The 25,255-nt window shown below is 49.6% G+C and carries 25 protein-coding genes; 10 read left to right on the top strand and 15 right to left on the bottom strand.

Annotated features, from left to right (window positions below; translation table 11 throughout):
- Positions 1-8: 8 nt before the first annotated feature.
- Entirely contained in the window at positions 9-542 is a 534-nt protein-coding gene (locus tag D4L85_RS08520) for a peroxiredoxin family protein (RefSeq protein ID WP_160143611.1), read from the top strand.
- Between the two features lies 1 nt (position 543).
- Here D4L85_RS08520 and D4L85_RS08515 read toward each other — a convergent pair whose 3' ends face one another.
- Entirely contained in the window at positions 544-1,752 is a 1,209-nt protein-coding gene (locus D4L85_RS08515; protein WP_119753922.1) for a THUMP-like domain-containing protein, read from the bottom strand.
- Positions 1,753-1,882: 130 nt separating this feature from the next.
- On the opposite strand from D4L85_RS08515, the gene D4L85_RS08510 reads away from it, so the two are divergent.
- On the top strand, positions 1,883-3,100 hold the full coding sequence (locus D4L85_RS08510) for a BaiN/RdsA family NAD(P)/FAD-dependent oxidoreductase (RefSeq protein ID WP_119753921.1): 1,218 nt from the start codon (positions 1,883-1,885) through the stop codon (positions 3,098-3,100).
- Positions 3,101-3,193: 93 nt separating this feature from the next.
- Here D4L85_RS08510 and D4L85_RS08505 read toward each other — a convergent pair whose 3' ends face one another.
- Both D4L85_RS08505 and D4L85_RS08500 read right to left on the bottom strand, forming a co-directional pair.
- The gene (locus D4L85_RS08505; protein ID WP_119753920.1) at positions 3,194-5,623 is read right to left on the bottom strand and encodes an ABC transporter permease; all 2,430 of its coding nucleotides are present in this window, start codon (positions 5,621-5,623) and stop codon (positions 3,194-3,196) included.
- A 29-nt stretch (positions 5,624-5,652) separates the two neighbouring features.
- A complete protein-coding gene (locus D4L85_RS08500; protein ID WP_119753919.1) occupies positions 5,653-6,006 on the bottom strand; it encodes a DUF6249 domain-containing protein in 354 nt (117 codons plus the stop codon).
- 150 nt (positions 6,007-6,156) lie between these two features.
- Between D4L85_RS08500 and D4L85_RS08495 the strand changes: the two genes are divergently transcribed.
- From D4L85_RS08495 to D4L85_RS08485, 3 genes are read left to right on the top strand one after another with little or no spacing between them, the layout of a single operon-like run.
- Entirely contained in the window at positions 6,157-6,720 is a 564-nt protein-coding gene (locus tag D4L85_RS08495; protein ID WP_160143610.1) for an RNA polymerase sigma factor, read from the top strand.
- Positions 6,717-7,118 (top strand): hypothetical protein, encoded by a 402-nt coding sequence (locus tag D4L85_RS08490; protein WP_119753917.1) that lies wholly within the window; start codon positions 6,717-6,719, stop codon positions 7,116-7,118. The genes D4L85_RS08495 and D4L85_RS08490 overlap by 4 nt, the downstream gene beginning before the upstream one ends.
- A gap of 53 nt (positions 7,119-7,171) precedes the next feature.
- Complete coding sequence (locus D4L85_RS08485; RefSeq protein WP_119753916.1) at positions 7,172-8,005, top strand: substrate-binding periplasmic protein; 834 nt, start codon at positions 7,172-7,174, stop codon at positions 8,003-8,005.
- On the opposite strand, the gene D4L85_RS08480 is transcribed toward D4L85_RS08485, so the two are convergent.
- From D4L85_RS08480 to D4L85_RS08425, 12 genes are all read right to left on the bottom strand, one after another.
- Positions 7,980-8,930, bottom strand: a complete 951-nt coding sequence (locus D4L85_RS08480) for a S66 peptidase family protein (protein ID WP_119753915.1) — start codon at positions 8,928-8,930, stop codon at positions 7,980-7,982. The two genes, D4L85_RS08485 and D4L85_RS08480, sit on opposite strands and share 26 nt — an antisense overlap.
- A gap of 69 nt (positions 8,931-8,999) precedes the next feature.
- A complete protein-coding gene (locus D4L85_RS08475) occupies positions 9,000-9,575 on the bottom strand; it encodes an OmpH/Skp family outer membrane protein (protein ID WP_119753914.1) in 576 nt (191 codons plus the stop codon).
- A 14-nt stretch (positions 9,576-9,589) separates the two neighbouring features.
- On the bottom strand, positions 9,590-10,126 hold the full coding sequence (locus D4L85_RS08470) for an OmpH/Skp family outer membrane protein (RefSeq protein WP_119753913.1): 537 nt from the start codon (positions 10,124-10,126) through the stop codon (positions 9,590-9,592).
- Positions 10,127-10,128: 2 nt separating this feature from the next.
- Positions 10,129-12,816 (bottom strand): BamA/OMP85 family outer membrane protein, encoded by a 2,688-nt coding sequence (locus D4L85_RS08465; RefSeq protein ID WP_119753912.1) that lies wholly within the window; start codon positions 12,814-12,816, stop codon positions 10,129-10,131.
- Positions 12,816-13,508, bottom strand: coding sequence for an isoprenyl transferase (locus tag D4L85_RS08460; RefSeq protein ID WP_236849106.1), 693 nt, complete (start codon positions 13,506-13,508; stop codon positions 12,816-12,818). Before D4L85_RS08460 ends, D4L85_RS08465 begins: the two co-directional genes overlap by 1 nt.
- A 133-nt stretch (positions 13,509-13,641) precedes the next feature.
- On the bottom strand, positions 13,642-14,346 hold the full coding sequence (gene porG, locus D4L85_RS08455) for a type IX secretion system protein PorG (RefSeq protein WP_119753910.1): 705 nt from the start codon (positions 14,344-14,346) through the stop codon (positions 13,642-13,644).
- Complete coding sequence (locus tag D4L85_RS08450) at positions 14,343-15,398, bottom strand: DUF6089 family protein (RefSeq protein ID WP_160143609.1); 1,056 nt, start codon at positions 15,396-15,398, stop codon at positions 14,343-14,345. Before D4L85_RS08450 ends, porG begins: the two co-directional genes overlap by 4 nt.
- A 52-nt stretch (positions 15,399-15,450) precedes the next feature.
- The gene (locus D4L85_RS08445; RefSeq protein WP_119753908.1) at positions 15,451-16,323 is read right to left on the bottom strand and encodes an NAD kinase; all 873 of its coding nucleotides are present in this window, start codon (positions 16,321-16,323) and stop codon (positions 15,451-15,453) included.
- A 97-nt stretch (positions 16,324-16,420) separates the two neighbouring features.
- Positions 16,421-17,086: a CBS domain-containing protein gene (locus tag D4L85_RS08440; protein WP_228450820.1), complete on the bottom strand. Its 666-nt coding sequence runs from the start codon at positions 17,084-17,086 to the stop codon at positions 16,421-16,423.
- A 46-nt stretch (positions 17,087-17,132) separates the two neighbouring features.
- Positions 17,133-17,885: an alpha/beta fold hydrolase gene (locus D4L85_RS08435; RefSeq protein WP_119753907.1), complete on the bottom strand. Its 753-nt coding sequence runs from the start codon at positions 17,883-17,885 to the stop codon at positions 17,133-17,135.
- Positions 17,886-17,959: 74 nt separating this feature from the next.
- Positions 17,960-18,457, bottom strand: coding sequence for a CvpA family protein (locus D4L85_RS08430; protein ID WP_119753906.1), 498 nt, complete (start codon positions 18,455-18,457; stop codon positions 17,960-17,962).
- Positions 18,454-18,906: a GatB/YqeY domain-containing protein gene (locus tag D4L85_RS08425; protein ID WP_119753905.1), complete on the bottom strand. Its 453-nt coding sequence runs from the start codon at positions 18,904-18,906 to the stop codon at positions 18,454-18,456. The genes D4L85_RS08430 and D4L85_RS08425 overlap by 4 nt, the downstream gene beginning before the upstream one ends.
- Before the next feature lie 101 nt (positions 18,907-19,007).
- On the opposite strand from D4L85_RS08425, the gene D4L85_RS08420 reads away from it, so the two are divergent.
- The 5 genes from D4L85_RS08420 (at position 19,008) to D4L85_RS08400 (ending at position 24,986) form a co-directional block, all read left to right on the top strand.
- A complete protein-coding gene (locus D4L85_RS08420; RefSeq protein ID WP_119753904.1) occupies positions 19,008-19,721 on the top strand; it encodes a pyridoxine 5'-phosphate synthase in 714 nt (237 codons plus the stop codon).
- A gap of 111 nt (positions 19,722-19,832) precedes the next feature.
- Positions 19,833-20,495, top strand: coding sequence for a TPM domain-containing protein (locus D4L85_RS08415; RefSeq protein ID WP_119753903.1), 663 nt, complete (start codon positions 19,833-19,835; stop codon positions 20,493-20,495).
- A 56-nt stretch (positions 20,496-20,551) separates the two neighbouring features.
- The gene (locus D4L85_RS08410) at positions 20,552-21,289 is read left to right on the top strand and encodes a TPM domain-containing protein (RefSeq protein WP_160143608.1); all 738 of its coding nucleotides are present in this window, start codon (positions 20,552-20,554) and stop codon (positions 21,287-21,289) included.
- Between the two features lie 23 nt (positions 21,290-21,312).
- The gene (locus D4L85_RS08405) at positions 21,313-22,305 is read left to right on the top strand and encodes a TPM domain-containing protein (RefSeq protein WP_228450819.1); all 993 of its coding nucleotides are present in this window, start codon (positions 21,313-21,315) and stop codon (positions 22,303-22,305) included.
- A 314-nt stretch (positions 22,306-22,619) separates the two neighbouring features.
- Positions 22,620-24,986, top strand: coding sequence for an ABC transporter permease (locus tag D4L85_RS08400; RefSeq protein WP_228450817.1), 2,367 nt, complete (start codon positions 22,620-22,622; stop codon positions 24,984-24,986).
- The last annotated feature ends 269 nt before the right edge of the window (positions 24,987-25,255 follow it).

The raw sequence follows: 25,255 nt of genomic DNA, 5'->3' as shown, positions 1-25,255 counted from the left end.
ATGATGCCATGAGGACACTAACCCAACTATTCGTTCTATTTTCGATCGCGCTTTTTGCAGCCTGTGGAAAGCAAGCCTCCACAGAAACCGGCAATGAACAGGCCAGCGTAGACAGCGTTGCGGCCGTTTCCGCACCCAAACCTGCAAAGAATGAGCTGCCCGAATTAACCGTCAATCTCCTGAACGGCACACCCGTGAACTTGCGGACGCTGAAGGGAAAAGTCATTTTGATTTTATATCAACCGGATTGCGACCATTGTCAGCGGGAGTCCACGGCACTGCGTGAGCACATCGAGACCCTGCAGCCCTATGAGGTCTACTTTATTACGGCCTCCACGGTACAGGAATCGGAGGCCTTTGCCAAGGCGTATAAATTCAATGATCAAATAAATGTTCATTTTGCGTTGACCCCGGTTGAAAAGATCATCAACACGTTTGGGCCCATTTCCGCTCCTTCGCTATATGTTTACTCGGAAGATCATGCGCTTGTGAAACATTTCAACGGCGAGACACCGGTGGAGGATATCCTGAAAGTATTGTAAGCTATTGCAGACGCTTTGCCGCTACGAGAAATTTTTCTTGCTGACCCGAAAAGCCCATGAGGTAGTTTGTTCCGCCGTCTTTCAGTCCTGTTTTTTTCTTGAGCTCTTCTACGGACAACGGATAGTTGCGCGTGGTGATGTTTGCTTTTCCCTCCAGGAATTGGGTGGCCACTGACTTTGGGGAAGCTTTGAGCGGTTCCAGGATCTCAAATACCCTCCCCGGAAAATTTTCAAGAAATGTGGAAGAGGTATAGAGGTGTGTGCTCGGATGGAGTTTTGCCAGTTGAAACTTTTGTGAGATCGTTTTGAAAGCGCCGGCCTTCAGGATGGCCGCGTTGGGTTCGTAGAGAAATTTTTGTGGCGGCGAGAAAGTTGATGCCGCAGCGCGCTCCTCAGAAAATGAAAAGGACAACGATTCTTCTCTTTCATTCTTTAAAAGATTGGTTGCCTGGATCAAAGGCTCGCCGTCGAAATCCTTAACACACAAAAAGAGGACTTCCCTCACCTCGTTGTCCACAGCAACCACAATGATCTTTTGAACGAATTTCAACTCCACGAGGCCTTGATGAAGGTCCAGCAAGGGCGACGTCTTGATCAAGAGCACATCTGTTATCTGAAAAATTGTATCCACCAGTGTGGTGACATCGGGTTCGCACTCCGTTAGGGAGAAGACTTTCTTGTTGATCTTATTTCTGCGGGATGGATCGATGTAGACAAGATCCAGCTTCGGTTGACTCAATAGGGCTTTGCTTAAGAATTGTTCCGCGGTGTTTACCTGGTGGACAATATTCTTTGCGCCCAACTGCTCGTGGTTATGTTGCACCAGTTGAAGAAGATCTTCATTCGGTTCAACATACAGCACTTCCCGAAAGACCTTGCTGAAAAAGAAAGCGTCTATCCCAAACCCGCCGGTGAGATCGACACAGCGATCTTTCGGTTGAACATCTTTGAGTAGCGCATTTTTATAGAGCGCTGTCTTTTGGGAAGAGCTTTGCTCCAGGTTCAGGTTCGGCGGATAGACGATGCCGGCGGTATCGGCGAGGAGCGGAATTTTTTCTTTTGCTTTTTTTCGCCCGGAGATTTGTTCGGCAATAATGGACATGGGAACCCCCTTCACGGCGGACTGCTTCAAAACCAATGCGCGCACGTCGTCACGTTCGTGTTCGTGAATGAATTGTTGGACGTCGGAGGACAGGATGTCGTGAAGCAAGGACAATTTTTTTCCAAAGATAAACAGGATCCTTTAGCAAGCTTATTTTATCCGGCGTCTGCAGACGGTGAGACAGCATCAACTTATGGTCTGGGCGGTTTATATTTGACGAAAAAAGAGGCATCTATAAATGAAATTCGATCTGGTTGTTATCGGTGGCGGCGCGGCTGGTTTCTTTGGGGCCATCCAGGCGGCCGAGCGAAAGCCGGGCCTAAAGGTGTTGATCCTCGAGAAAACCACTAAGCTGTTAACAAAGGTGAGGGTTTCGGGTGGGGGCCGGTGCAATGTTACCCACAACAATTTCAACCCCTTCGAGCTGGCCCGGCACTATCCGCGGGGAGAAAAAGCGCTGAAAGGTTTGTTCAAATCCTTCCAGGCAGAAGACACCGTGCGGTGGTTCGAGTCAAAGGGCGTGGCACTCAAAGCGGAGGAGGATGGCCGGATGTTTCCCACCACGGACGACTCGCAAACCATTATCGATTGCCTCATGGAACAGGCTCTCTCCAGAAAGATCCGGCTGGAGCTTAGTGCTCCGGTTTCGTCTGTGAAGAAACAAAATAACATTTTCGTGGTCGAAACCAGTCAGGGTGTTTTTGAAGCGGACAAGGTCTTGATTGCGGCCGGCGGAAATGCGCAGGCACAGGCGTATCAGTGGATAGCCGATATTGGTCACACGATCATAAAACCGATCCCCTCTTTGTTCACATTCAACGAAAGTGAAAAAAAATTCAAAGACCTTATGGGTGTTTCCGTGCCCCAGGCGGAGGTGAAAATTGCCGGGACAAAATTTGTGCAGCAGGGCCCATTGCTGATCACGCATTGGGGTTTGAGTGGACCGGCCGTTATAAAACTTTCCGCATGGGCGGCCGAATATTTAAATGGCATTCACTACACCTTCCAAGCCTTGGTGAGTTGGATCGGCCCGATGAAGGAGATGGAATTTATGGAGGGCTTGCAAGAACACAAGAAACAAAGGGGTAAACAAAAAGTGACCACCAACCCATTGTTTGGATTGCCGCAGCGTTTGTGGCAAAAGTTATGTGAGCTTTCGGAAATTGAAGAGACGAAGATCTGGGCGGAAGTGCCACAGAAAAATATGAACAAGCTCATGGAAAACACGATTCGCTGTCCGTTTCAAATCAAAGGCAAGACCACCTTTAAGGAGGAGTTTGTCACCTGCGGTGGCGTGGATCTGAAAGAGATCGATCTGGAAACGCTGCAGAGCAAGTTAGTGCCCGGTTTGTTTTTTGCCGGCGAGGTTTTACACATTGACGGCGAAACCGGCGGCTTCAATTTTCAGGCGGCATGGACAACGGCATATGTTGCGGCGAGGACCATTGCCTCATAGGGCTATTTGCAGGAGCTGAGTTCATGAACACCTAAAAGAAAAAAGGTGGTCGTTGTGATGACCACCTTTTTCTTTGACTCAATTTTGAATGACTTATTCGTTCTTCAGATTGTCAACGGGATTTGTAAACGCGGCCCGAATGGTTTGGGAGCCGACCGTGAGGCCGCCCAACAAAAGCAAGATCAAAATGCCAAGGCCTATGACGCCGGCACTAAACGCTGTCCGGTAAGCAATCAGCTCCAACCACAAATTGTTGACAAACCATGCTATTGGAACAGCAATGAATACCGCAATGCAAAGCAAGATCAGGAATCCCTTTGATAAAAGCATGATCAACGCGCTATCACTCGACCCCAATACTTTCCGGATGGAGATTTCTTTCAATCGCGTCTCCGTAGCATAGGTAGCCATACCCAACAAACCCAAGCACGAAATAAAAATGGCCATGAAAGCAATGACGCCGACGATGGTGACAAAATCACTAAAGATCGTATTGTAAAAAAACCGCACCTCTTCCTCAAAATCTTTGTAGTCGAGTTTAAGATTAGGATTCACCTTGCTCCAGGCTGTCTCGATGGTTTTCACGGCCTGATCGTGGCTGCCGGAATATTTCACTTGCAACACCTTGAATTCTTTGGTATCAAAACGCAAGGCCATGGGGTCGATCTTCGCCATCATGAATTGATGGTTGTAGTCTTTCACGACGCCAATGATCTCAAACTTGACAGAGTCACGCGCGGCATAGATCTCCTGACCCAGCGCGTCGGAGGGTGAAGTGAATTGAAATTTCTTTACGGCCGTTTCGTTGATGACGAGAAAATTCTTGTTCGACTCGCCATCGGCATCCCTGAAGTTCCGGCCGGCCAAGAGTTCGATGTTCATGTTCACGAGGTAGTTTTCATCGACATAGAAATAATCCATACCGGTGTCTTCGGCATCGTCGAGCGCTCGCTTAAAACCGTCTCCATAGGTGACGCCGGTGGCGGGAATGTGTGAGGAGGCGGCCACGTTTTGGATGTTGGAATATTTGTTCAACTCCGATTGCATGGCCTGCAGGGGGATGTCTTTCACGCGGACGTTTATTTTATTCGCCATGTCGAAACCGTGATCGGCTTTTACAAAAAGCTTCAACTGATTGTAGAGCAGCAGCACCGAGATGATGAAAAGAAGCGAAAGCGCAAATTGGCCGACCAACAAAGATTTGCGCAGGCCCATACGCGAAAACAACTTCATGGAGCCGGCGCCCTTCAAGACTTTAACCGGCTTGAATTTGGAAAGCACCACCGCCGGAAAAAGTCCCGCCAGCAGGCCGACCGCCAGACTGAATACGACAAAGACGCCAAACACCAGATAGTTGGCTTCCAGGTCCCACTTCAAGACTTGTGCAAACTTGAGGTGGAGCATAAAGGGCTTCACCACCATCAGCAAAAGCAGCGCAAGCCCCAACGCAAACAGAGCGATCACTACGGACTCCGACATGAATTGCGAAAATATTTGCAGACGATTGGCGCCATTTACTTTTCGCACGCCAATTTCACGCGCCCGTGTTAGTGAGCGGGCAATGCTGAGATTCGTATAATTGAAACACGACGTGAGCATGATCAACAGCGCAAGGCCTCCGAAAAAATAGACAAAGATCATCGGCATAAACGGGCCGATGGGATTGTTGATGAAGGGCCCGGGTGTGATGCTCGTAAGATTTTGTAAGTAGAATTGATAGATGTGCTCGTCGCCCGCGGACTGTTTTTCCGGGAGATTTTTTTTCGTGATGTCGTGCAGGTGCCGCTCTATCTCCTTTGGTGAATGACCTTTTTCCAGCAGCATGTATACCCAGCCGGAAGTCCAGTTTCCATATTCACCATCCTCCTTGGAAAAGATGCTATCGGCTTCGAGGCTTTTGATAGTACTGTAGGATGCGAGCGCTTCAAAGACGATGTGTGATTTTTGATTTTTTTCTTTTAGCACCCCGGTAACTGTATATTCTCCCAAGTGGCCAACTTTGATCACCTCGCCCACAGGATTGGGTTGCTTGAACAATTTATTCGCGGCCTTGCGCGTGAGCACTACGCTATACGGTTTTGTCAATGCTGTTTTGGCATCGCCATGCTCCAGCTCCCATTCAAAAACATCGAGCGCATCGGGGTCGGCAAAAAGTCCGCCCAGTGGTATGTTCACATCAAACCCGGGTTCCATTTCCATCCAGGTGTTGCCAAAGCCTCGTCGCAATCGCACGGCTTTTTCAACGCCGGTGTAGTCGTCGAGCAATGACGCTGCCAGAGGTTGAGGCGATGTGGAGTAATCATTGCCCGCCCCCGAGCCGTCGGGATTGAGATGCCGGGTAACGACACGGTAGATGCGATCGCGTTTGGTATTGTATTGATCGTACATCATTTGATCGGCCACCAGCATAATGATGCCCAGGCAAACCGACATGCTCACGGCCAAACCCAAAATATTAATGAGCGAGAAAAACTTGTGGCGCCGGATATTTCGCAGCGCCACCAGGATATAGTTTCGGATCATTTTTTAGAGATAAAGTGTCGGAAAACGGACTACTTGTTGAGGTCTTTACGGACCAGGAAATAATACACCAGGAAGCCTAACGATACCGCGACGGCGAAGATGCCATACGGCAGGGGAGACTCGCGTTCATAGGGCACATACTCCAGGATGATCAGGGCAATGCCGCCGGTCAAAATGATGAGTCCCCACTTTAAACTGCTGAATTTATTCTCTTCCGTGTGGCGTTTGAAAATGGCTTGCGTGTCGTCGTTGACAAATCCCTTTTCGATCATTTTCTTTTTCAGGATGTAGTCGGTGATGGTGCGGGCAAAGAATAGCAGTGACACCCCAAAGGTCCCGATAATCGTGAGGGGCATCAATACTTGTTTTAAGTTTTCGTTCATAACCTGGATATTTAAGTGTTGTTTTCGGTTTATGGTGCGTATGACACGATCCTTTGCCGGAATGTTGCAGACTTGGAAAGAAAATTCCTTCGAAAAAATTAATTACCTTTTGCTGCAACATCGCCTGTGGAAAACGTGTCTCACCCATCCATGACGGATGACAAAACGCTTGTATCCCGGGTTTTGCAGGGAGATATGCAAGCTTTCAGGTTGCTGATCAGGCAGCATGAGAGGCTTGTGGCCCACATGGTCGGGCGTTTGGTCAAGAACAACGAGGAACGGGAGGAGCTGTGTCAGGACGTGTTCCTGAAAGTGTACGAAAAGCTTTCGGATTTCAGCTTTCAATCGAAACTGTCGACCTGGGTTGCCACCATCGCCTACCGGCATGCCATCAACTGGATGCGAAAACGGAAGATGCCCATGACCGACCTGGCCGAAGAAGATCACTTCAAGGCGGCGTTTGTGGAGGAGGAAAATCCGGAGTCACTTTTGTCGGACCAGGACATGAACGGTTTTGTGATGACGTTGGTCGATGCCCTGCCGCCGCAGTACAAGACCATTCTGACGCTTTACCATGTCGATGCCATGAGCTATGCCGAAATTGGTGAAGTGACCGGCCTTCCGGAAGGTACCGTGAAGAGTTATTTGTTCCGGGGCCGGAATTTGTTGAAAGAGAAGGTGAAGAAATGTATCGGTAAAGAAGAGTTACTATGAACATCCACGACGAAGAAATGCAGAAAAACCTCGAGGCCGGACAACCTGCCACGGGAGACGAAGTCGATGCGAAGGCCTACCGGCATGTGTTTGATGCCCTCCGGCAGGAGCCGGAATTTGTTTTGCCTCACGCCTTTGCAAATCGCGTAGTGAGAGCGTTGGTCCAACAGCAAACCGAAAAGACGACGGTGCGCGAATACGTTTGGTTTGGTGTGGGTATTGTGTTACTCCTGGCCGCATTCATCACCGCGATTGTGCTGACGGATTTCAAATTTAACATCGGTGTTTTTAGCGCTTTGAGAAGCTATAGAGGTCTATTTTTATTCGCCATTGTATTCATAACCCTGCTTCACCTTCTCGACAGACGTTTGCTCCGGAACAAGCGAACGGCAAACTGATTATTTGCGCAACAACATTTCTCTTCTATCTTCGTGAGAGAAATTTTATCCTTATGAAAACATGGTTTAGCGCAGCCGTTGTGTTGTTGATCTCCCTGTCGGCAGCCGGTCAGAAATATCAAGGCAACAGTTGGGCCGATGTGAAAGCCGCGGGCAAAGGAACGCTAACGATTGTATACTACGAACAACCCGGTCTGATCTACAAAGACAACGGACAAATGAAAGGCGTTTGCGTCGACATTCTTTCCGACTTCGCAAAGTTCATTCAGGAAAAGTATAGTAAGACCGTTACCGTCAACTATGCGGGCGAAGAGCGTGAATTTTCAGGATTTTTGAAGGTCGTTCAGTCGACACCCAACATCCTGGGTGTTACCAACACGAGCATCACGGAAGAGCGCAAAAAAATCTTGAAGTTCACCCCACCGTTCATGACCACGCAATTGGTGCTGCTCACCAATCAAAACTCGCCTGCCCTGACCAACCTCAAGGATTTGCCAAAAGTATATGCCGGGTTTTCAGCTTTAGTGATCACGGGAAGCACGCATATGAAATATGCCGACATGCTCAAAAAACAATACTACCCCGACCTCAACATCACCTATGCACCTTCCAGCGAAACGGTGATCAAGAGCCTCACCGCCAACCCAAAAATCTTCTCCATCCTTGACTTCACGGAGTATGTGGGGGTTGTAAGAAAAAAACTTCCCATAAAACGCCAAGATGTCGATTTGGGTAATGCCGAAGAATTGGGATTCATTATGGCAAAGCAATCCGATTGGGATGGCCTCTGGAAAGAATTTTTAACGGACGACTATCGCAAGGGCGTTCGCTATAAAAAAATTATTGCCGACAATCTTGGCTCTACTTTTTTGAACCTGGTCCGATAATATACGCCTCGCGCAATAATCCCGTTGCCGGTTGCAGCATGCTGCCGGTGGGATTCACATCCAGCGACATGAGCGAACCGTGCCGCCAAGCCAGGTTTGGATTTTCGTGTCCGATGGGAAAATTGAAAGCTACAGGGTATTGCGTGCCAGCAATTTTATCCATCACCATGTCAGCAAAGTCTTCTTCAAAAGCGGGTTCAGGATCCTTCATGTCCGTCATGTGTCCAATGATCAATCCTGCTAACTGATTGAATTTACCTGCGCGTTTGAGATGCGTGAGCATGCGATCGAAGCGGTATTTGTACTCGTCAATTTCTTCGATGACGAGAATTTTTCCTGCCGTATCGGGATCACTCGATGTGCCCAAGGCATCGGTTAACAAAGAAAGATTGCCGCCTAAAACGGGGCCGGTTGCCTGGCCTAAACGATTGGCCCTGTGCGCGGCAGCTTGTATCGTGAAATCCTCTCCAAAAACTACTTTCTTCAAGCTCTCCAGCGAAGGTTCTATACCGGTGCTTGAAAATAAGATCGGCATCGTACTGTGAATGCTTTCAACTTGCAGCTGCAACAGTTTGAGATGCAAGGCGGTCACGTCGCTGAAGCCGATGATCCATTTTGGATTTTCCAGGAAGGAGGTGAAATCCAAACCATCGAGAATGCGCGTCGTACCATAGCCGCCACGAGCGCAGAAAATGGCGCGCACGTTTTTGTCGTCCAGCATTTGCTGAAAATCGCGCCGGCGTTCGTCGTCGGTGCCGGCCAGGTAACCATGCTTCTCGCTGAAAAGATGGGGTGCGCGCAGCACATTCAATCCCCAAGAAGAAAACACTTCGAGGGCCTTTTGCATTTGCGCTGTGGAAACTTTTCTCCCGGTGGCGGCAAGTGCCACGGTGTTTCCTGCCGAAAGAAAAGTAGGTCTGATCATCTACCAAAAATAAAAAACCCTCCCGGGATTTATCCGGGAGGGTTGGTGATTATAAAAGCCGTGTAATCTTTACTTGGGTTTTACCGGGGTGGTAGCAGGTGTACCGGCCGGTTTAGGGGTAACCCCCAGTTTTTTCAACACCAGGTCAGAAATGTCCATTTTCTCGTCGCCGTACAAGATCACGTCGAGGCCGCCGATTTGCTGGTTGAGGATGAACGTGTAGCCGTTTTCCTTGGCCACGTCTTCAATGCCTTTGCCCACCTTTTTGTAGACGGGGTCCATCAATGCGGTTTGTTTTGCCTGGATCGTAGTTTGTGCATCTTGCTGCAGTTTTTCGATGTTTTGCTGCATTTGCTGAAGCTCGCGTTCCGTGTTGGCACGAACGGCGTCGATCATCGTATTGAGATTGGCCTGGTAGTCGGCAAGCTTTTTCTGAAATTCCTGGTATTTGGTATCAACCTGGTTTTTCAGTTGGGTTTGAAGCGATTTGAGATCGGAATCAATTTGCTTTGCCTCCGGCAACTGGCTGAAGATATAGTCAACATCCGCATAGCCTACTTTGGTGGTGGTAGTTGTCGCTGGTGCCTGTGCATGGGATACAAAGGCTGCTAGTGCCAAGGCCACGAATAAAACGAGTTTTCTCATTACAGTAATTCAATTTAGTTTTTAATCTTATCATTTGGGTCTCCAAGGCCCAATTGGTCTAGTACAAAATCGGTGTAATCATAGCGGGGATCGGTGTAAATCATCACCAGTTCACCGGCTTTGTCGAACATGATGGCAAGGCTGTTTTCCTTGCAAACCTTGTCGACAGCATCCCACACTTTGTCCTGAATGGGCTTGATCAACTCCTGCTTTTTCAGGAAAAATAACCCGCCAAAACCGAAGACCTTTTTCTGGTATTCTTTCAGCTCGGTTTCTTTTTTCTGAAGGGCCTCTGTCCGCTCCTTTTTCATGGTTTCGGTCAGCAGCACTTGTTCGGCCTGGAACGCGCTGTACATCTCGTCCCGCTTCTTGCTCATCTCCTGAATTTCCTTCTCCCAAGCCTGCGACAGCTGGTTGATCTCTTCCTGCGCCTTTTTGTATTCGGGCATTTTATTCAGGATGAAGTCCGTGTCAATGTAGCCGAACCTCTGAGCATAGCCAAAATTCAGGCCGAAAATGAGAAAAAAAATCGTAAAAATATAAAGACGCATAACTATCTGATTTGCTGACCGATGGTGAAGTGGAATTGCGATCCACTGACCGGCCCCCTGCTTCCCAGCGGAACAGGATCAAATCCATATGCCCAGTTCAAGCCAATCAATCCAAACGCAGGCATAAAGATTCTGGCCCCAAAGCCGGCCGATTTATACATACTAAACGGATTAAAGTTCTCATAAGTACCCCAGTTGTTGCCGGCCTCCGTGAAAACTAAGCCGTAGATCGTTGCGGCGTTGCCGGTGGTGACGGGGTAGCGCAATTCCAGGCCCAATTTCTCGTAAACCACACCACCCTGTTGCGAAGTGCTGTTGCCCACCGCATAGGTCGGTGGCGTGATCTGGTTGTCCTGGTAGCCTCGCAAACCGATGATTTCCTTGCCCAAAACAAAGGAGTTGAAGCCCCCTGCCAGACCGCTTCCGCCGAGCACAAAGCGCTCGAAGGGTCCGATGCCGGTTTTCTCCTTGTTATAGGCCCCCAGGAAGCCGAAGTGCGCTTTAGCTTCCAACACCAGTTTTTTCTTGCTGTCGAGGGGAAGATAATACTTTGCATCGAACATCCATTTGTGATACTCCTGCCATTTGTTCTTTTGCTCGGCTGTAGCCGTAGTATAATCAAGGCCATTGAACGCCGAATACGGCGGGGTCAGCGTAAGGCTCAGCGAAACCGAAGACCCGGACGAAGGATACATCTGGTTGTCGATGCTGTTCCGTGAAATGGTGGTGTTGAACGTCACCGCATAGGATTTACACGTCGTACATCCCAATCCGTAGTTGATGTTTTTCAAGGAATACACCGCATACGACAACGAGTTGGTGAGTGTAAAATAGTTGTCGGGCCATTCCAACATGCGTCCCAAACCGACGGAAATGTTGTCGGCCTTTATTCCGGAGTTCAAGTCGTTGTAGCTGGTCGCACCCGCGCCGGCATAGCGCGAAAGGGACCGAACATAGCTCACGCTAAGCGAGTGAGGCTTGCGTCCGCCCAACCAGGGTTCGGTGAATGAGAAGCTGTAGCTCTGGAAGGACCGGCCGTTGGCTTGCATACGCAGCGACAAACGCTGACCGTCGCCCACAGGCAGAGGCTTCCAGTTTTTGAGGTGCGGGATATTGCGCAGCGAGAAGTTATTGAACGTTAAACCCAACGTTCCCACAAAGCCGTAGTAACCGCCCCAACCACCCGACAATTCCACCTGGTCGTTGGATTGTTCTTCCACTTGCCATTCGATGTCCACGGTTCCTTTGGCAGGGTTGGGCACGAGGTTCTGGCCGATCTTGTCGGGCGCAAAGTAGCCCAATTGTCCCAGGCGTTGTTGTGTGCGGATGATATCGGAGCGACGGAATTTTTGTCCGGGCACGGTGCTCAACTCGCGGCGGATCACGTGATCGCTGGTGCGTTGGTTGCCCGTGATGGTCACTTCATTGATGGTGGCTTGCTCGCCTTCGTTGATACGCATCTCGATGTCGATCGAGTCGCCGGCTACGGCCACTTCAACGGGGTGGATTTGGAAGAACAGATAACCATCGTCCATGTAGAGCCCGCTGATGTCAAGTCCTTTCGGATTGAATTGTAATTTTTTGTCAATCAACTCGCGGTTGAAAACATCGCCTTTATTGATGCCCAACACGGCCGACAATTGCTTGTCGGTGTAGATGTAGTTACCCGTCCAGATGATGTTGCGGAAGTAGTACTTCGGTCCTTCCGAGATGACGAAATCTATGTTGATGGTGTTTTCGCTATGCGAATAGATCGAGTCGGAAACAATTTCAGCATCGCGATAACCCTTGGTGTTGTAGTAGGCGAGCAGTTTCTTTTTGTCTTCCTCGTAATCGGTCTTGATGAATTTTGATCCGGCAAAGATGTTGAGCTTAACATTCTGGCTGAAAAATTCTTTGAGCTGCTTCGGGCTCACTTTGTAACTGGAGTCGATAAACTCTTTCGGCTTGAGGTTAACGACGCTGTTGAGGATGGTGCGATGCAAGGCAAAGCGCGGGCGCTCGTGGGTTTTCTTCAGCTTCTTTTTCAACACCGCATCCGACATGGCTTCGTTGCCCACAAAGGAGATGTGATTGATCTTGACCTTCGACTTTGGATTGACGGCTATTTTGAGTTTGATCCCATCGCGGTTCAGCGTGTCGCGCTGTTGCGTGATCTTCACCGCGGTGTTGAGAAATCCCTTCTTGATAAAATATTTTTTTACTCCGGTTTCCGTATTCCGGATCATGGTCTCGGTGACAATCTTACCGCGAATGAGTTTCAGATCGTCTTTCAGACCGCTTTCCTGAGATTTAGAGATCCCTGTAAAATAAAACCCGGTGAGGCGTGGACGTTCGGAAAGGGTGATGTTCAGAAATACCGTCTGACCTTCAATCCGGTCTACCTTTATGGTCACATCGCCCACCAGCCCGTGTTTCCACAAACTGCGGATGGCGCTGGAGATGGCGTCGCCAGGGATTTTTATTTTGTCGCCAACTTTTAAACCGGTCAGGGAGACCATGGCGTTTTTATCGAGCACGTTCAATCCTGTCACTTCAATACCGCCGATGGTATATTCGGCCGGGTTGGCATAATTCAAATTATTTTCCCCGGGGGCATTCGTAGCCGTTCCCGAACGCCTTCCCCTGAATTGAGCCCAGCCGTCAGCAGCAACACTTAAAAGAATAATCAGGAATAAAACTCGCTTCATCAACTTACAGGGTTCAATTGTTCACTTGTCTTTCCGAATCTACGTTCACGTTGTTGATAGGCCCAGATGGCTTCGTACAAGTGCTCTTTTCGAAAGTCTGGCCAGAGTGTGGGTGTGATATAGAGTTCCGTATAGGCAATTTGCCACAGCAAAAAATTGCTGACGCGCATCTCGCCACTGGTGCGGATGAGCAACTCCGGATCAGGGATGCCGGAAGTCTGCAAATAGTTTTCAAATACGGCCTCATTTATGGCGTCGGCTGCCACTTTTCCATCGGAAACATCTTTGGCCAGGGCTTTTACGGCCTTCATGATCTCCCACCGGCCGCTGTAGCTCAGTGCCAGGATGAGGGTGAGGCCGCTATTATTTTTTGTTTGGTCGATTGCCCACTGCAGGTTAGCCTGGCAGTCGCCCGGTAAATGCGAAGTTTCGCCGATCGTGACCAGGCGTACCTGGTTTTCGGAAAGGGTCTTGATTTCCTGTTTCAGGGTGTTCACCAACAGCTCCATCAGACCGTCGATCTCAGCCTTGGGGCGATTCCAGTTTTCGGTAGAAAAGGCGTACAGGGTCAGATACTTTATACCCAGCTCGCCGCACCCTTCGGTCACGTCGCGAACGGCCTGAACGGCGTTGCGGTGGCCGAAAATGCGCATGGCTCCTTTCTTCTTGGCCCACCGGCCATTGCCATCCATAATAACCGCCACGTGTTGGGGCATATTATTAAAGTCGATATGTTCCTTATATGAAGCCACAGGGGTTCAAAATTAATAAAAGATATTGGTTATTAATGGATTGAGGAGCCGAGTGTAGACGAAATGGGAATTTTTACTTGTATGGATTGGAGGGACAAGGTATGGAGTAGAATGTGCGCGTGATGCTCACCCCCAGGAAGTAGTAGTTGTCGTTATCGTTGGGGTTGCCATACTGATAATTCTTATAGCGCGGGTCGCCGTCGGAAATGTTGTCCAGGTAATCGGTGAAGGTTTTGCGGACTCCGAATTCCAGTGAAAAATACCACTTGGGATTATAGACGTATTTGATGCCCCCGCCAAAAGGAATGACCGCCTGCACGTTGCTGTAGTCGGCTGTTTTGGTGGCAACGCCCGACATGCTAAAGATGCCGACGCCTCCAAACAAATACGGCGAGAAACGGATAAAGCGTTTGGGGTCGCGCCAGTTCAGGAAATGATACTCCACGCCCGTGGAGGCCTCCAATAAAAAAATATTGAACGAGGCATCGCGCTGGGTGGCAAAAGCGTCGATGGGTTTTTCGCTGGCGCCGAGTTGTCCGCCGGTGATGGAAACACGGAAGCTCACCACGCGGCTCAGGTTGGACTTGTAAAAGACGGTTGCCGCCGGCTTTGAGTATTTGAAATTATAGAAGCGAACCAGGTCGCCAGTGTAGTTGAATGTGCCCAGGCCGAATCCTACTTCGGCACTATTGACTTCTGCACTCTGAGCATGGGCGGCCGTGAAAGCCGAGATGAAAAGCGTTAGACAAATGAGGTTCTTTATGAGGGACCGCATCATCTGAATTTAGCCCGGTGGAAGTTCTTGCCAAGGATGTAGGTCACACGCACCGTAGTGACCATGTAGATGTCACGGTTGTTTTTATTGCCTCTCACATTATCGGGAAATTCTTGACCATAGCCGGAAACCACGGTGTATGTTCCTCCGTCGCGACCGACGTAGGTTGTGCCGGGTGTGGCCACCTCCGACGAGCGGTATGACATGGCCTTGGCTAACTGGTTGCCCTGGAATACGCCGAGATCGACGTAGTTTTTACTGACGTCGTCCAGGTAATCGGTGAATGTATAGCGGAATCCAATCTCTGCGGCCAAATCCATCACTTCGTTTAGTCTGAAACGCGCGCCTATACCAAAAGGTATGGCAGGCTGAATTTTTTTGTAGGGTTTAATGCCGTAGTTAGCATCGCCTTCCTGCAGGGTGGCATATTGCCCTTCGGTGCCAAGAGGTTGCAAGTCAACCCATTTTCCGGCTTCGGGGAGGGGATTGCCCTGTGGGTCGACGGCCGGTGCCTGTGCCTGGGGGTTGTGCAGAAAAACGGCAACGCCCACAAAAGCATACGGCGTCCATTTCACGCGGCTGATGTAGGTCGCGCTGTTGGGGAACAGATCGAACGTCCCTATGACGGAGAACTCTTTTATCCGGTTCCGGAACGATAGATTTCTTTGATAGCGAAAAACGCCATTTCCCGTGTCGTTCTTGTCAGCCGACTCGGCATCGGAGCCCTTCAGGGTTCCATACATGAACGCGGCCGTCAGTGTATAGCGGGGGCCGAAGCGGTGCGAGAAGGAAAACGCGAGGGCGGGTTTGGTAAAAGAAATATCGGTGCTGAACTTGCTGGGGCGTGGCGCCAGGTCGCCGTAATAGTTCAAGGCGCTCACCGAGAAACCAATTGCGTTATATACTTTTTCTTTGGCGAACCAGGCTTTGCGTCCACGGAAAGTGGAGATGCGTTTGTTGTTCTTTTTGATGTTTCTTCGGCTCATTTGAGCCTCTGCCTGATGGGCAACTGAGATCATGAAAACGGCCAGCACTACGTAAAGAAGCTTTCTCATTGAGTCAGGAATAAGTATTTATCAATCAGTGAACTACAAAGGTAATAAAAAATCAATTCCGAATATCCAACCCCCAATTCAACTTCTGACGCAAGGTCTTAAAATAATGCGTGCCTTCGAGCTGAATAAGGTTGACCTTAAAATCGGCTTTGGTGACTTTCAATTTTACGGACGGGTCAACCGGCGCCATGCGCGAATCCAATGAAACCAGAAAACGTTTGCTCCTGCCCTCCACCTGGAAGGTTATTTCTGATTGATCGGAAACGACGATAGGACGGACGGTCAAATTGTGGGGGCTTACGGGAGTGATGACAAAGTTTCCGGAGCGCGGGAAGATCAATGGTCCCCCGCAACTCAGTGAGTACCCGGTGGATCCTGTCGGCGTAGAAATGATGATGCCGTCGGCCCAATAGGAATTTAAAAATTCCCCATCGATGTAGGTGTGAATGGTGATCATGGCCGAGCTGTCTTTCTTTACGACCGTGAAATCATTCAATGCAAAATTCAGGGGTCCGAAAATGTCTTTCTCCGTGTCCAGCTTTAGCAACGCGCGTTGATCCAGCGTGTAGGCTCCGTCGAACAAATGCTGGAGCGATTTTTCCGTTTCTTCTTTGCTGATGGTTGCCAGGAACCCCAGCCGTCCCGTGTTGATGCCCAATATGGGAATCTCCAACCGGCTGATGTGCGTCACGGACTCGAGCAAGGTGCCGTCGCCCCCGATGCTGAGGAAGATCTGGACGTTCTTAAGATCCTTGGCCGAACTGTAGGTTTTGAATTTAGTTTTGATGCCGGCCTTGCCGAGGTAGGCGCTGAATTTCTCGGAGACGCAGAGGTCGATCTTGTATCGGCTCAGAACCTCGAAGATCTGCGCGATGAAGGGTGCCGATGCACGATTAAAATCCTTTCCATGCACAGCAACTCTCATGCAGCCCGTGGTTTTTTAAAGTTGGTTAAGCCGGTTTTTCCGAATCTAGTTTAAAGATAGGAAGGGCAGTGGAAGGCGCAAAAAGAGCGTGCGGATTTTAAATATCCAGGTAGCGGAGCAGCATGTCGATGCGGTCTTTTTCGTCGCCCAACGCCTTGGTTTCGTGGTAACGACCAATGACCTTATAGCCAAAACGCTCCAGGGTAGCCACAATGCGCGACAAGTCCAACTGGTTGATTTTGAGGGTGAGACGAAGTTTGCCGGGATCGAGTGGATCTTCCTTCACGATGCTGCTGAGGATCTTGGCGTGGTTTTCCTCCACCAGGCGGCTGATCTCGGCCAGGGAATAGTCCACGTGGTTCATGGACAGCACCAAAATACCGCCCGGGAGTTGCACGGCGGCTGTTTGGGCAAAAGAGGTGAGGGTATCCTGTACCGTGATGAGGCCGGTGTAGCTTTGCTCTTCGTTCAGCACGGCCACGACCTGCAATTTGTTGTCGGCCGCTACTTTCAGAATGTCGTAGAAGTGCGTGTCGAGGTGAACAAAACAGTTTTGCCCCACGAGGTTGAAGTCCTTTACCCGTTTGTCGATGTCGTTGGCCTCCAAAATGATCTCTTCCGAAATGAAACCGAGCAATTTGCCCTCTTCCACAACGGGGAGAAAATTGCAACGGAATTCTTCCATCCACACGATCGCCTTGTGGGCATCATCGGATCCTTTCAGGGGAGGGATCATGTGGTTGATAAGATCTTCGGCAATCATAAGGTTTGTTATACGTACGCTTTTGGTGGTGCGATTGGATTTGGTTTTATGTTATCAAAAAGTCTGCCACCAGCTCATTAAACGTCTCTGGATGCTCCATCATGGGTGCATGACAACATTTGTCTATAAACTTAAGGTCCGAATTGGGAATAAGCCGGTTAAATTCATGGGCTACCATAGGGGGAGTTATGGTATCGTTCAGTCCCCACACCAGCAAAGTAGGTATTTTTATATTGGGAATTTCGTCGGCCATGTTATTTCGCTGCGCAGACTTGGCGATGGCCACAATGCGCAAACATTTGGGAATGCTGTTGGTGATCTCGAAGACTTCGTCGATCAGGTCTTTCGTCGCAACCTCCGGATCGTAGAAAGTATAAGACACCCGCTCTTTAATGTACTGGTAGTTGCCGCGTTTGGGGTAAGAGCCTCCCATGGAATCTTCAAACAGCCCGGAGCTGCCGGTGAGGATGAGCTTCTTCACCTTGTCGGAATTGTTGAGCGTATAGATCAAAGCGATGTGACCGCCCAGGCTGTTGCCCATGATGATCATGTCGTTTAATTTTTTTAGCGCTACAAAATCCTCCACGAACTTTCGTAAGCCATCGAGACCGGCTTCACGGATAGGCATTTCGTAGATGGGAAGCATGGGAATGAGCACGCGGAAATTTTTTGAAAAACGGTTGACCACGCCTTCCCAATTGCTCAACGCACCGAACAATCCGTGCAGCAACAACAGGACGGGTCCTTCACCTTCTTCTACATATCGAATTCCGTTTTCTTCTTTAACTGAAATGGCCATGATCTTCTTTATCGGCGATAAGTAAGGAAAAAAAATAATGAGAAAGAAAAGTTTTTACCCCAGGCCGGAACGTGCTAAAACACATCTTTGAAAAAGGGCAAAATTCCACCGATCCAGTGGGTAATTTTTGGTGCTACACCGGCCACAAAGGGATAAACCCAAGAATGGTCCGTCCATCGCCCGGGTAACTTTATTTCCAGTGAATCGATGATCCACAACATAATGCTGAGCATAAAAGTTGTCTTCATCGCACCCAGCACGGCACCGGCACCCTGATCGGCAGCGCCCAACAATGTTTTGTTCAACGACGCCTTGATGAGCCGGGCTGCGAGGCTCACCGCCACAACAATGGCGATGAATACAGCTCCGAAAGCGACGTACGGCAACACTTTTTCGTCTACGTTAAAACGATCGGCCAACCTGACCATAGCCCATCCCATGAGCTTAAAGCCACCCAACACGCCCAGCACGATGCCGATCAGCGAAAAAATCTCCACAACAAACCCATCCTTATATCCGCCGTAGGCGCCAAGCACTATGAAAATGATGAGGGCAATGTCGACAATACTCACGCGGTCAGAAGTCTTTTTACAAGTTCAGAGATCACTTTGCCATCGGCCTGGCCCGCCAGCACTTTGGTGGCGGTGCCCATAACTTTGCCCATGTCTTGAGGACCTTTTGCCCCTACCTGGGCGATGATTTCCTTCACTTTGGAAGCGATCTCTTCTTCCGAAAGCTGCTTGGGCAAATAGCGGCTGATCACTTCCAGTTGGAACAGTTCCTTTTCGGCAAGGTCCTGGCGATTTTGTTGCTGAAAAATGTCGGCCGACTCCTTGCGTTGCTTGGCGGCTTTCATGAGGATCTTGTTTTCGGCATCGCCCGAAATTTCGCCCGAAGCACTTTTGTCTGTTTCGGCCAACAGGATCATGGATTTGATGCTGCGCAGCGCCTCCAGTTCTTCCTTCTGCTTGGCCAACATGGCTTTTTTAATATCGTTGTCAATTTGTTGCTTCAGACTCATACATTATTTTTTTGTTAATGTTTAATTTCGAACGATTTTAGACCGAAACGATAACGGGTTCGTTCTACCGGAAATATATTTGTGCTTCGTGTAAAGACAATATGACCAGACTCAGCGTCAATATTAATAAAATTGCCACACTCCGGAATGCACGGGGGGGAAATAATCCCGATGTAGTAAAAACGGCACTTGACTGTGAACGGTTTGGCGCCGAAGGCATCACCGTACATCCCCGGCCCGACGAACGCCACATCCGCTATGCCGATGTCATGGCGTTGAAAGACAAGGTGACCACGGAGTTCAACATCGAAGGCTACCCGGACGCACGCTACATGAAGATCATCCGTGAAGTGAAACCGGGGCAAGCCACACTCGTGCCCGATGCCCCTGACGCTATCACCTCCAACGCCGGTTGGGACACACTGAAGCACGCAGCCTTGCTGAAGGACATCATCGACGAAATCAAATCGCACGGTGTGCGCGTGTCTGTTTTTGTTGATCCCCAGCCGCGCATGGTAGAAGGCGCTGCACGGCTTGGCGCCCATCGTGTGGAACTGTATACAGAACCCTATGCACATGAATATAAGGTGAACCGCGACATCGCGGTCAAACCCTATGTAGAAAGCGCGCGGGTGGCCAAAGAAGCCGGTCTGGGCCTCAATGCCGGCCACGACCTGGACCTGGAAAACCTCCGCTTCCTGGCCCAAAGCATCCCCGCCCTGGATGAAGTCTCCATCGGGCATGCGCTCATTTGCGACGCCCTTTACTATGGATTGGAGAACACCATTCAACTCTATCTGAAAGCGCTGAAATAGAATAAAACCGGGTGAAAGTTCGTCCCTGAATTTTAAGGGCTATCTTCACCGCGTCAATATAAACTTAGGAGCCCGCCGGATATTCCGGAGAAAACCAATAACTGTAGCGTTATGAAAATTAAAGAACGATTTTCCGATCAGGATCTGCAACGCATAAAAACGGCAGTGAAGGACGCGGAGAACAGCATCTCCGGCGAAATTGTGCCGGTCATCGTAGAACGCAGTGGGCAATACATGACGGCCAACTACAAAGCCGGCATTATGGGCGGGTCGCTGGCCTTTATTCTGATGATCATTTTGGATCGTTATATCATTTCCGATTACAGCAATACGCTTTTTTACGACCCGGTGTTCATTTTCTTCGTGGTCATCCTCGGTGGCCTGGTGGGCGGCTTGTTGCCCAATTTTGTGGAAGCGCTGAAGCGCCAACTCGTCGGGCAGGTACAACTTGACCAGGTGACACGGCAACGGGCTGAGACGGCTTTCTTAGAGGAAGAAGTTTTCAACACGAAACACCGCACGGGCATCATGATCTTCATTTCTTTTTTCGAACACGAGGTGATTGTGATGGCCGACCGGGGCATTAGCAAAGTGGTGGAGCAAAAACAATGGGACAAGATCGTGGCAGACCTCGTGGGACAAATACGCGCCGGCAAAATTGTGGAAGGCCTTGAAGCCGGCATAAAACGATGTGGCGAAATTTTGTTGGAAAAAGGATTTCATAAAGCCGACGACGATGTGAATGAATTGAGCGACGATCTGAGAATAGATTGATGAACACCCTCCTGTCGCCACGCGTATCGATGAAACAACCTATCTGCCCTCCTTGCATGAAATCCTTGTACTTTTTCCTTTTGCTCCTGCTGCCGGCCACCGTGTTTGCACAGCTGAGCATTCCAGAACACAGTGGTGTATGGGTGCACGATGAAGCCAATGTTCTCTCTGCCTCCGGAAAAGCACAGATCGAAGCCATGCTCCAGGCGGAGCGCGACAGCACGAGCAACCAGATTGCCGTGCTCATCATTCCTTCGCTGGAGGGCGAAGCGATCGAAGACTATTCACTGCGTGTAGCCGAGAAGTGGGGCGTTGGTCAAAAGACCAAAAGCAACGGCGTGTTGTTTCTCATTGCCCTGCAAGACCGTCGGATGCGCATCGAGACGGGCTATGGCCTGGAAGGTGTGCTCACGGACGCCATGTCGAGCCGGATAAACCGGAACGAAGTGGCACCCTATTTCCGCCAGGGAAAATATGACGAAGGGGTGTACGCCGGCACGCACGCCATCATTCAAACCATTAAAGGCGAATACAAGAACGATGAACCGCCGCGCAGAAAGGTCTCGCGCCGATCGTCACCCTTGGTCACTATCATCGTCATTATTTTGGTCATTCTTTTTGCTTCCCGGCGAGGCGGAGGTGGCGGCCGACGTGGTGGCTATTGGTCGACGGGCGGCTGGATCGGTGGCGGTGGTTTTGGGGGTGGTGGCGGCTGGGGCGGTGGCTCCGGTGGCGGCAGTGATTTTGGAGGAGGAGGAGGTTTCGGTGGTGGCGGCTCCAGCGATTCCTGGTAAAAAATAATAGAACAGTAGAAAAAATGAATATGGTCCATTTTCATGGGGTGATCTCCGGTTGCAGGAATCTATCGAGTCTGTTTGCTTTTTTCCTGTTGTTTCTGCTGATCGATCTGCCGGTATCGGCGCAAAAGGCTGTGCCGGAACTCTGGGGCCTTCATGTTCACGACGATGCCGACGTGCTTTCGCAACAAACCGAAGATGCGCTCGAACAGCAACTCAAACAATACGAAGACTCCACGTCCAACCAGATCGCCATTCTGATCCTTTCGTCGCTTGACGGCGAATCGATCGAAGAGTATTCGCTAAAGGTAGCGGAGAAATGGAAGCTGGGCCAAAAAGGAAAAGACAATGGTGTGTTGTTGCTGGTGGCCATTCAGGATCACAAGATGCGCATCGAAACGGGCCGGGGCGTGGAGGGCACATTGACGGATGCCGTGAGCGCACGCATCATCCGGAACGAACTGGCACCCAATTTTCGCAAAGACGACTTTGACACGGGCATAAAGGAGGCTGTCAATGCTATCGTGGCTGCGATCGGCGGAGAATATACAGCCGATGGTGGCGAAGGTAATAGTGAGGAGCTGGGCTGGGTGGAGAAAGTTGTTTTGGGGCTTTTTATTTTCGGCATCCTGGGTGTGTTCACGGGTCTCGGCATTTTCATTCCCGACAACATGGGCTGGTTCTTGTACCTGTTCCTCATTCCTTTTTATGCCATTTTTCCGATGGCCATCTACGGGCTAACGGCCGGGCTGGTGATCCTGGTTTGCTATCTGGTGGGTTTCCCCATCCTCCGGTTCACCTTACCCAAATCGACATGGGGCAAAAAGGCGGGCGGCAAGATCGGAAAAGGAGGTAAAGGTGGAGGGATTAGCGGTGGTGGCGGCTGGTCTTCTGGGTCGGGATCGTCAAGCGGTTCGTCGTCTAGCAGCAGCTGGTCTTCGGGCAGTAGCGGTGGCGGCTTCTCGGGAGGTGGCGGTAGCTTTGGTGGAGGCGGTAGCAGCGGCTCCTGGTGAGAAGATGATAGTCTTTCTTACAATCCACTATATTACAGTAACTTAATAAGAACACCTTTTGGAGATCACCGAATAGTTCACCGAACGTTTAAAGTCAGCGTGAATCAATAATTTTATTGAATCATTACCCCCCTGAGCTTTACACAAGCCCTTCGTCTGCAAAGAAAAGTAGCCCTCGCTTGCGACAACTTTTAATTCTAAAAAGATAGTTGTAACCATTTCCATGTTATCTGGTAGTATTTCCGTACCAAACTGCCAATGCCATGATCCGCAATCATTTTAGAGTCGCCCTCAGAAATTTACTCAGGCATAAAATGTATAGCCTGATCAACATCGGCGGTCTCGCCGTCGGCATGGCTGTGGCCATCGTGATCGGATTATGGGTGTATGACGAGGTGAGCTACAACCGCAGCTACAGCAACCACGATCATATCGCGTCGTTCTATCGTCATATCATCGACCCCTCCGACCCAAAAAAAGCTGATAGTTGGTTCGGTACGCCTCAGCCTGTGGCAAAGGTCTTAACAGAAAAATACGGCCACCTTTTCAAGAACGTCGCCATCATGTGGTGGGAAACGGATTACCCATTGAGTGTTGGCGATCGCAATTTTTTCAAGAAGGGAGAATACATCGATAAATCAGTGATCGACCTGTTTTCGCTGCAAATGATCCGCGGAAATATAGAAAGCATGAACGACCCGAATGCGATCATTATCTCAAGGTCAACCGCGGAGTCAATTTTCGGTGACAAGGATCCGATCGGCCAGGTGGTCAGGATAAGTGCATCACGGGACGCAACGGTTACGGGCGTATATGAAGACATTGCGCCTAACGCAATGTTCGGGGACATTCAGTTCTTTGGAAATTTTGAAGGACTGAAGAACAGCGTTCCCCAATTAAAAGCTAATGAAACAAATTGGGGGAATAACGCCTGTCGCATTATCGTTCAAACGGTCGACAATGTCTCGATTGAACAAGCCAGTGCTGCCATTGCCGATCTCTATATTAAAGATACACCGGAAGGCGTGGCGGAATACTCTAAAAAATATCAGATGCGTGTCTGGTTGAATCCCATGAAGAACTGGTACTTGTTTTCAGAATTCAAAAATGGCTATCCTGCCACCGGACGCATCACCTTCGTATGGTTGTTTGGAATTGTTGGAGCATTCGTGTTGCTGCTCGCCTGCATCAACTTCATGAATTTGAGTACGGCACGCAGCGAGAAACGCGCACGCGAAGTGGGTGTGCGTAAAGCGATCGGCTCCATGCGATCACAGCTCGTCAGTCAATTCCTGAGCGAATCGTTCCTGATTGTTGCGCTGGCATTCGCCGTGGCATTGCTTATTGTTTCTTTAGCATTTCCCGCTTTCAACCAGTTGGCAGATAAAAAGATCGCGCTGCCCTTTGCCAATAGCTATTTCTGGATATCGAGTCTTGTCTTCATCATCATCACGGCATTCTTCGCAGGGCTGTACCCTGCTTTTTATCTTTCGTCGTTCCAACCGGTTAAAGTTTTGAAGGGAACCTTTCGGGTTGGCAAATTTGCTTCGCTGCCCCGCAAGGTCCTTGTCGTGATCCAGGTTGGTGTTTCGGTGATACTCATCATCGGAACGATCATCGTGTATCAACAAATTCAATTCACGCAGCAACGTCCGGTCGGTTACGATAGACAAAATTTGATCCGCATCGCTATTCACGATATGGAATTCGACAAGATCAAGCTCGTCATGCGCGATCAACTGCTTTCGAGTGGCGTGGCGACCGATGTGACGTTTTCGAGTAGTCCATTGACGGCTATTTGGGATAACTGGAGCGGATTTAACTGGCGGGGAAAAGATCCCGACTCCGATCCGAATTTCACGGTAACCTGGATTGATGAGGCGTACGGGAAAACGGTTCAATGGAAAATATTGAAAGGGAGAGATTTCTCTCTCACACATTCGACAGACGTAAACGGCGTGATCATTAACAAGGCTGCGGCTGATTTTCTGGGACTCGAAAATCCTGTTGGTGAAGTGATCTCGAACGGTGATGCAGGACGGGAAATTATCGGAGTGGTGGAGGACCTGATCGTCGGAAGTCCTTACGAGGCCGTTAGTCCAGGTTTCTATTGGTTGGACAAAAATTTAACCAACAACAGTCTCGGGCAAATGATCGTAAGGCTCGACCCCGGCAAAGGCACGGCTGAATCTTTGTCTGCCGTGGAAGCCATTCATAAGAAGCTGGTGACTTCATCGCCTTTCGAATACAGTTTCGTAGATGAAGAATATGGAAATAAATTCAACGCCGAGCAACGGATCGGAAACCTGGCGTCGGTATTCGCGGCGCTCGCCATATTTATCTCGTGCCTGGGCTTGTTTGGCTTGTCGTCGTTCATCGCGGAACAAAAGACGAAAGAGATCGGTGTCAGAAAAGTTATCGGAGCGTCGCTGTTAAATATCTGGATGTTGTTATCGAAAGAGTTTGTCGTCCTGGTATCGATCGCATTGCTGATGGCGATGCCGATAGCCTACTACTATCTGAATCAATGGCTGTTGACTTTCCATTATCACACCGCGCTCAATGGGTGGATATTTACGGCTGCCGGTGGTGCAGTCTTATTGATCACGTTACTCACCGTAAGCTTTCACGGAATAAGGGCAGCCACCGCAAACCCCGTGAAGAGCTTGCGAAGTGAGTAAGATTTTCATGAGCTGCCAGGTCAATGCAAATTTCTGATAACCAATCACTTGCATACCCCTCGGTGTCCCCCGAGACAATTAAAAAGCAGGTCACCTGATGGTTCACCACAGGCATGGGGTGTACATGCATTTTTTGAGGAGCTTGGAAGTCAAAGCCCCAGACATAATGTGCAGAGAGGGTTTTTGACTTAGGTTGATTACCCTGTCTGTCGGGTTGAATCGATCAGAACACAGCATCCGGTATTTAAATTTGATAGACGGTGATCCCG

The sequence above is a fragment of the Chryseolinea soli genome (genome assembly GCF_003589925.1).
GTDB lineage: Bacteria > Bacteroidota > Bacteroidia > Cytophagales > Cyclobacteriaceae > Chryseolinea > Chryseolinea soli.
This window is presented reverse-complemented; position numbering and strand designations above follow the sequence as displayed.

What these genes read in the sequence shown, in the direction of transcription:
- D4L85_RS08425 (WP_119753905.1), bottom strand. Translation starts at nt 18,906, where the DNA reads ATGAGTCTGAAGCAACAAATTGACAACGATATTAAAAAAGCCATGTTG.
- D4L85_RS08405 (WP_228450819.1), top strand. Translation starts at nt 21,313, where the DNA reads ATGAATATGGTCCATTTTCATGGGGTGATCTCCGGTTGCAGGAATCTA.
- D4L85_RS08470 (WP_119753913.1), bottom strand. Translation starts at nt 10,126, where the DNA reads ATGCGTCTTTATATTTTTACGATTTTTTTTCTCATTTTCGGCCTGAAT.
- D4L85_RS08420 (WP_119753904.1), top strand. Translation starts at nt 19,008, where the DNA reads ATGACCAGACTCAGCGTCAATATTAATAAAATTGCCACACTCCGGAAT.
- D4L85_RS08495 (WP_160143610.1), top strand. Translation starts at nt 6,157, where the DNA reads ATGACGGATGACAAAACGCTTGTATCCCGGGTTTTGCAGGGAGATATG.
- D4L85_RS08490 (WP_119753917.1), top strand. Translation starts at nt 6,717, where the DNA reads ATGAACATCCACGACGAAGAAATGCAGAAAAACCTCGAGGCCGGACAA.
- D4L85_RS08480 (WP_119753915.1), bottom strand. Translation starts at nt 8,930, where the DNA reads ATGATCAGACCTACTTTTCTTTCGGCAGGAAACACCGTGGCACTTGCC.
- D4L85_RS08435 (WP_119753907.1), bottom strand. Translation starts at nt 17,885, where the DNA reads ATGGCCATTTCAGTTAAAGAAGAAAACGGAATTCGATATGTAGAAGAA.
- D4L85_RS08510 (WP_119753921.1), top strand. Translation starts at nt 1,883, where the DNA reads ATGAAATTCGATCTGGTTGTTATCGGTGGCGGCGCGGCTGGTTTCTTT.
- D4L85_RS08410 (WP_160143608.1), top strand. Translation starts at nt 20,552, where the DNA reads ATGAAATCCTTGTACTTTTTCCTTTTGCTCCTGCTGCCGGCCACCGTG.
- D4L85_RS08520 (WP_160143611.1), top strand. Translation starts at nt 9, where the DNA reads ATGAGGACACTAACCCAACTATTCGTTCTATTTTCGATCGCGCTTTTT.
- D4L85_RS08485 (WP_119753916.1), top strand. Translation starts at nt 7,172, where the DNA reads ATGAAAACATGGTTTAGCGCAGCCGTTGTGTTGTTGATCTCCCTGTCG.
- D4L85_RS08450 (WP_160143609.1), bottom strand. Translation starts at nt 15,398, where the DNA reads ATGAGAAAGCTTCTTTACGTAGTGCTGGCCGTTTTCATGATCTCAGTT.
- porG (WP_119753910.1), bottom strand. Translation starts at nt 14,346, where the DNA reads ATGATGCGGTCCCTCATAAAGAACCTCATTTGTCTAACGCTTTTCATC.
- D4L85_RS08460 (WP_236849106.1), bottom strand. Translation starts at nt 13,508, where the DNA reads ATGGATGGCAATGGCCGGTGGGCCAAGAAGAAAGGAGCCATGCGCATT.
- D4L85_RS08445 (WP_119753908.1), bottom strand. Translation starts at nt 16,323, where the DNA reads ATGAGAGTTGCTGTGCATGGAAAGGATTTTAATCGTGCATCGGCACCC.
- D4L85_RS08400 (WP_228450817.1), top strand. Translation starts at nt 22,620, where the DNA reads ATGTATAGCCTGATCAACATCGGCGGTCTCGCCGTCGGCATGGCTGTG.
- D4L85_RS08415 (WP_119753903.1), top strand. Translation starts at nt 19,833, where the DNA reads ATGAAAATTAAAGAACGATTTTCCGATCAGGATCTGCAACGCATAAAA.
- D4L85_RS08500 (WP_119753919.1), bottom strand. Translation starts at nt 6,006, where the DNA reads ATGAACGAAAACTTAAAACAAGTATTGATGCCCCTCACGATTATCGGG.
- D4L85_RS08475 (WP_119753914.1), bottom strand. Translation starts at nt 9,575, where the DNA reads ATGAGAAAACTCGTTTTATTCGTGGCCTTGGCACTAGCAGCCTTTGTA.
- D4L85_RS08465 (WP_119753912.1), bottom strand. Translation starts at nt 12,816, where the DNA reads ATGAAGCGAGTTTTATTCCTGATTATTCTTTTAAGTGTTGCTGCTGAC.
- D4L85_RS08440 (WP_228450820.1), bottom strand. Translation starts at nt 17,086, where the DNA reads ATGATTGCCGAAGATCTTATCAACCACATGATCCCTCCCCTGAAAGGA.
- D4L85_RS08505 (WP_119753920.1), bottom strand. Translation starts at nt 5,623, where the DNA reads ATGATCCGAAACTATATCCTGGTGGCGCTGCGAAATATCCGGCGCCAC.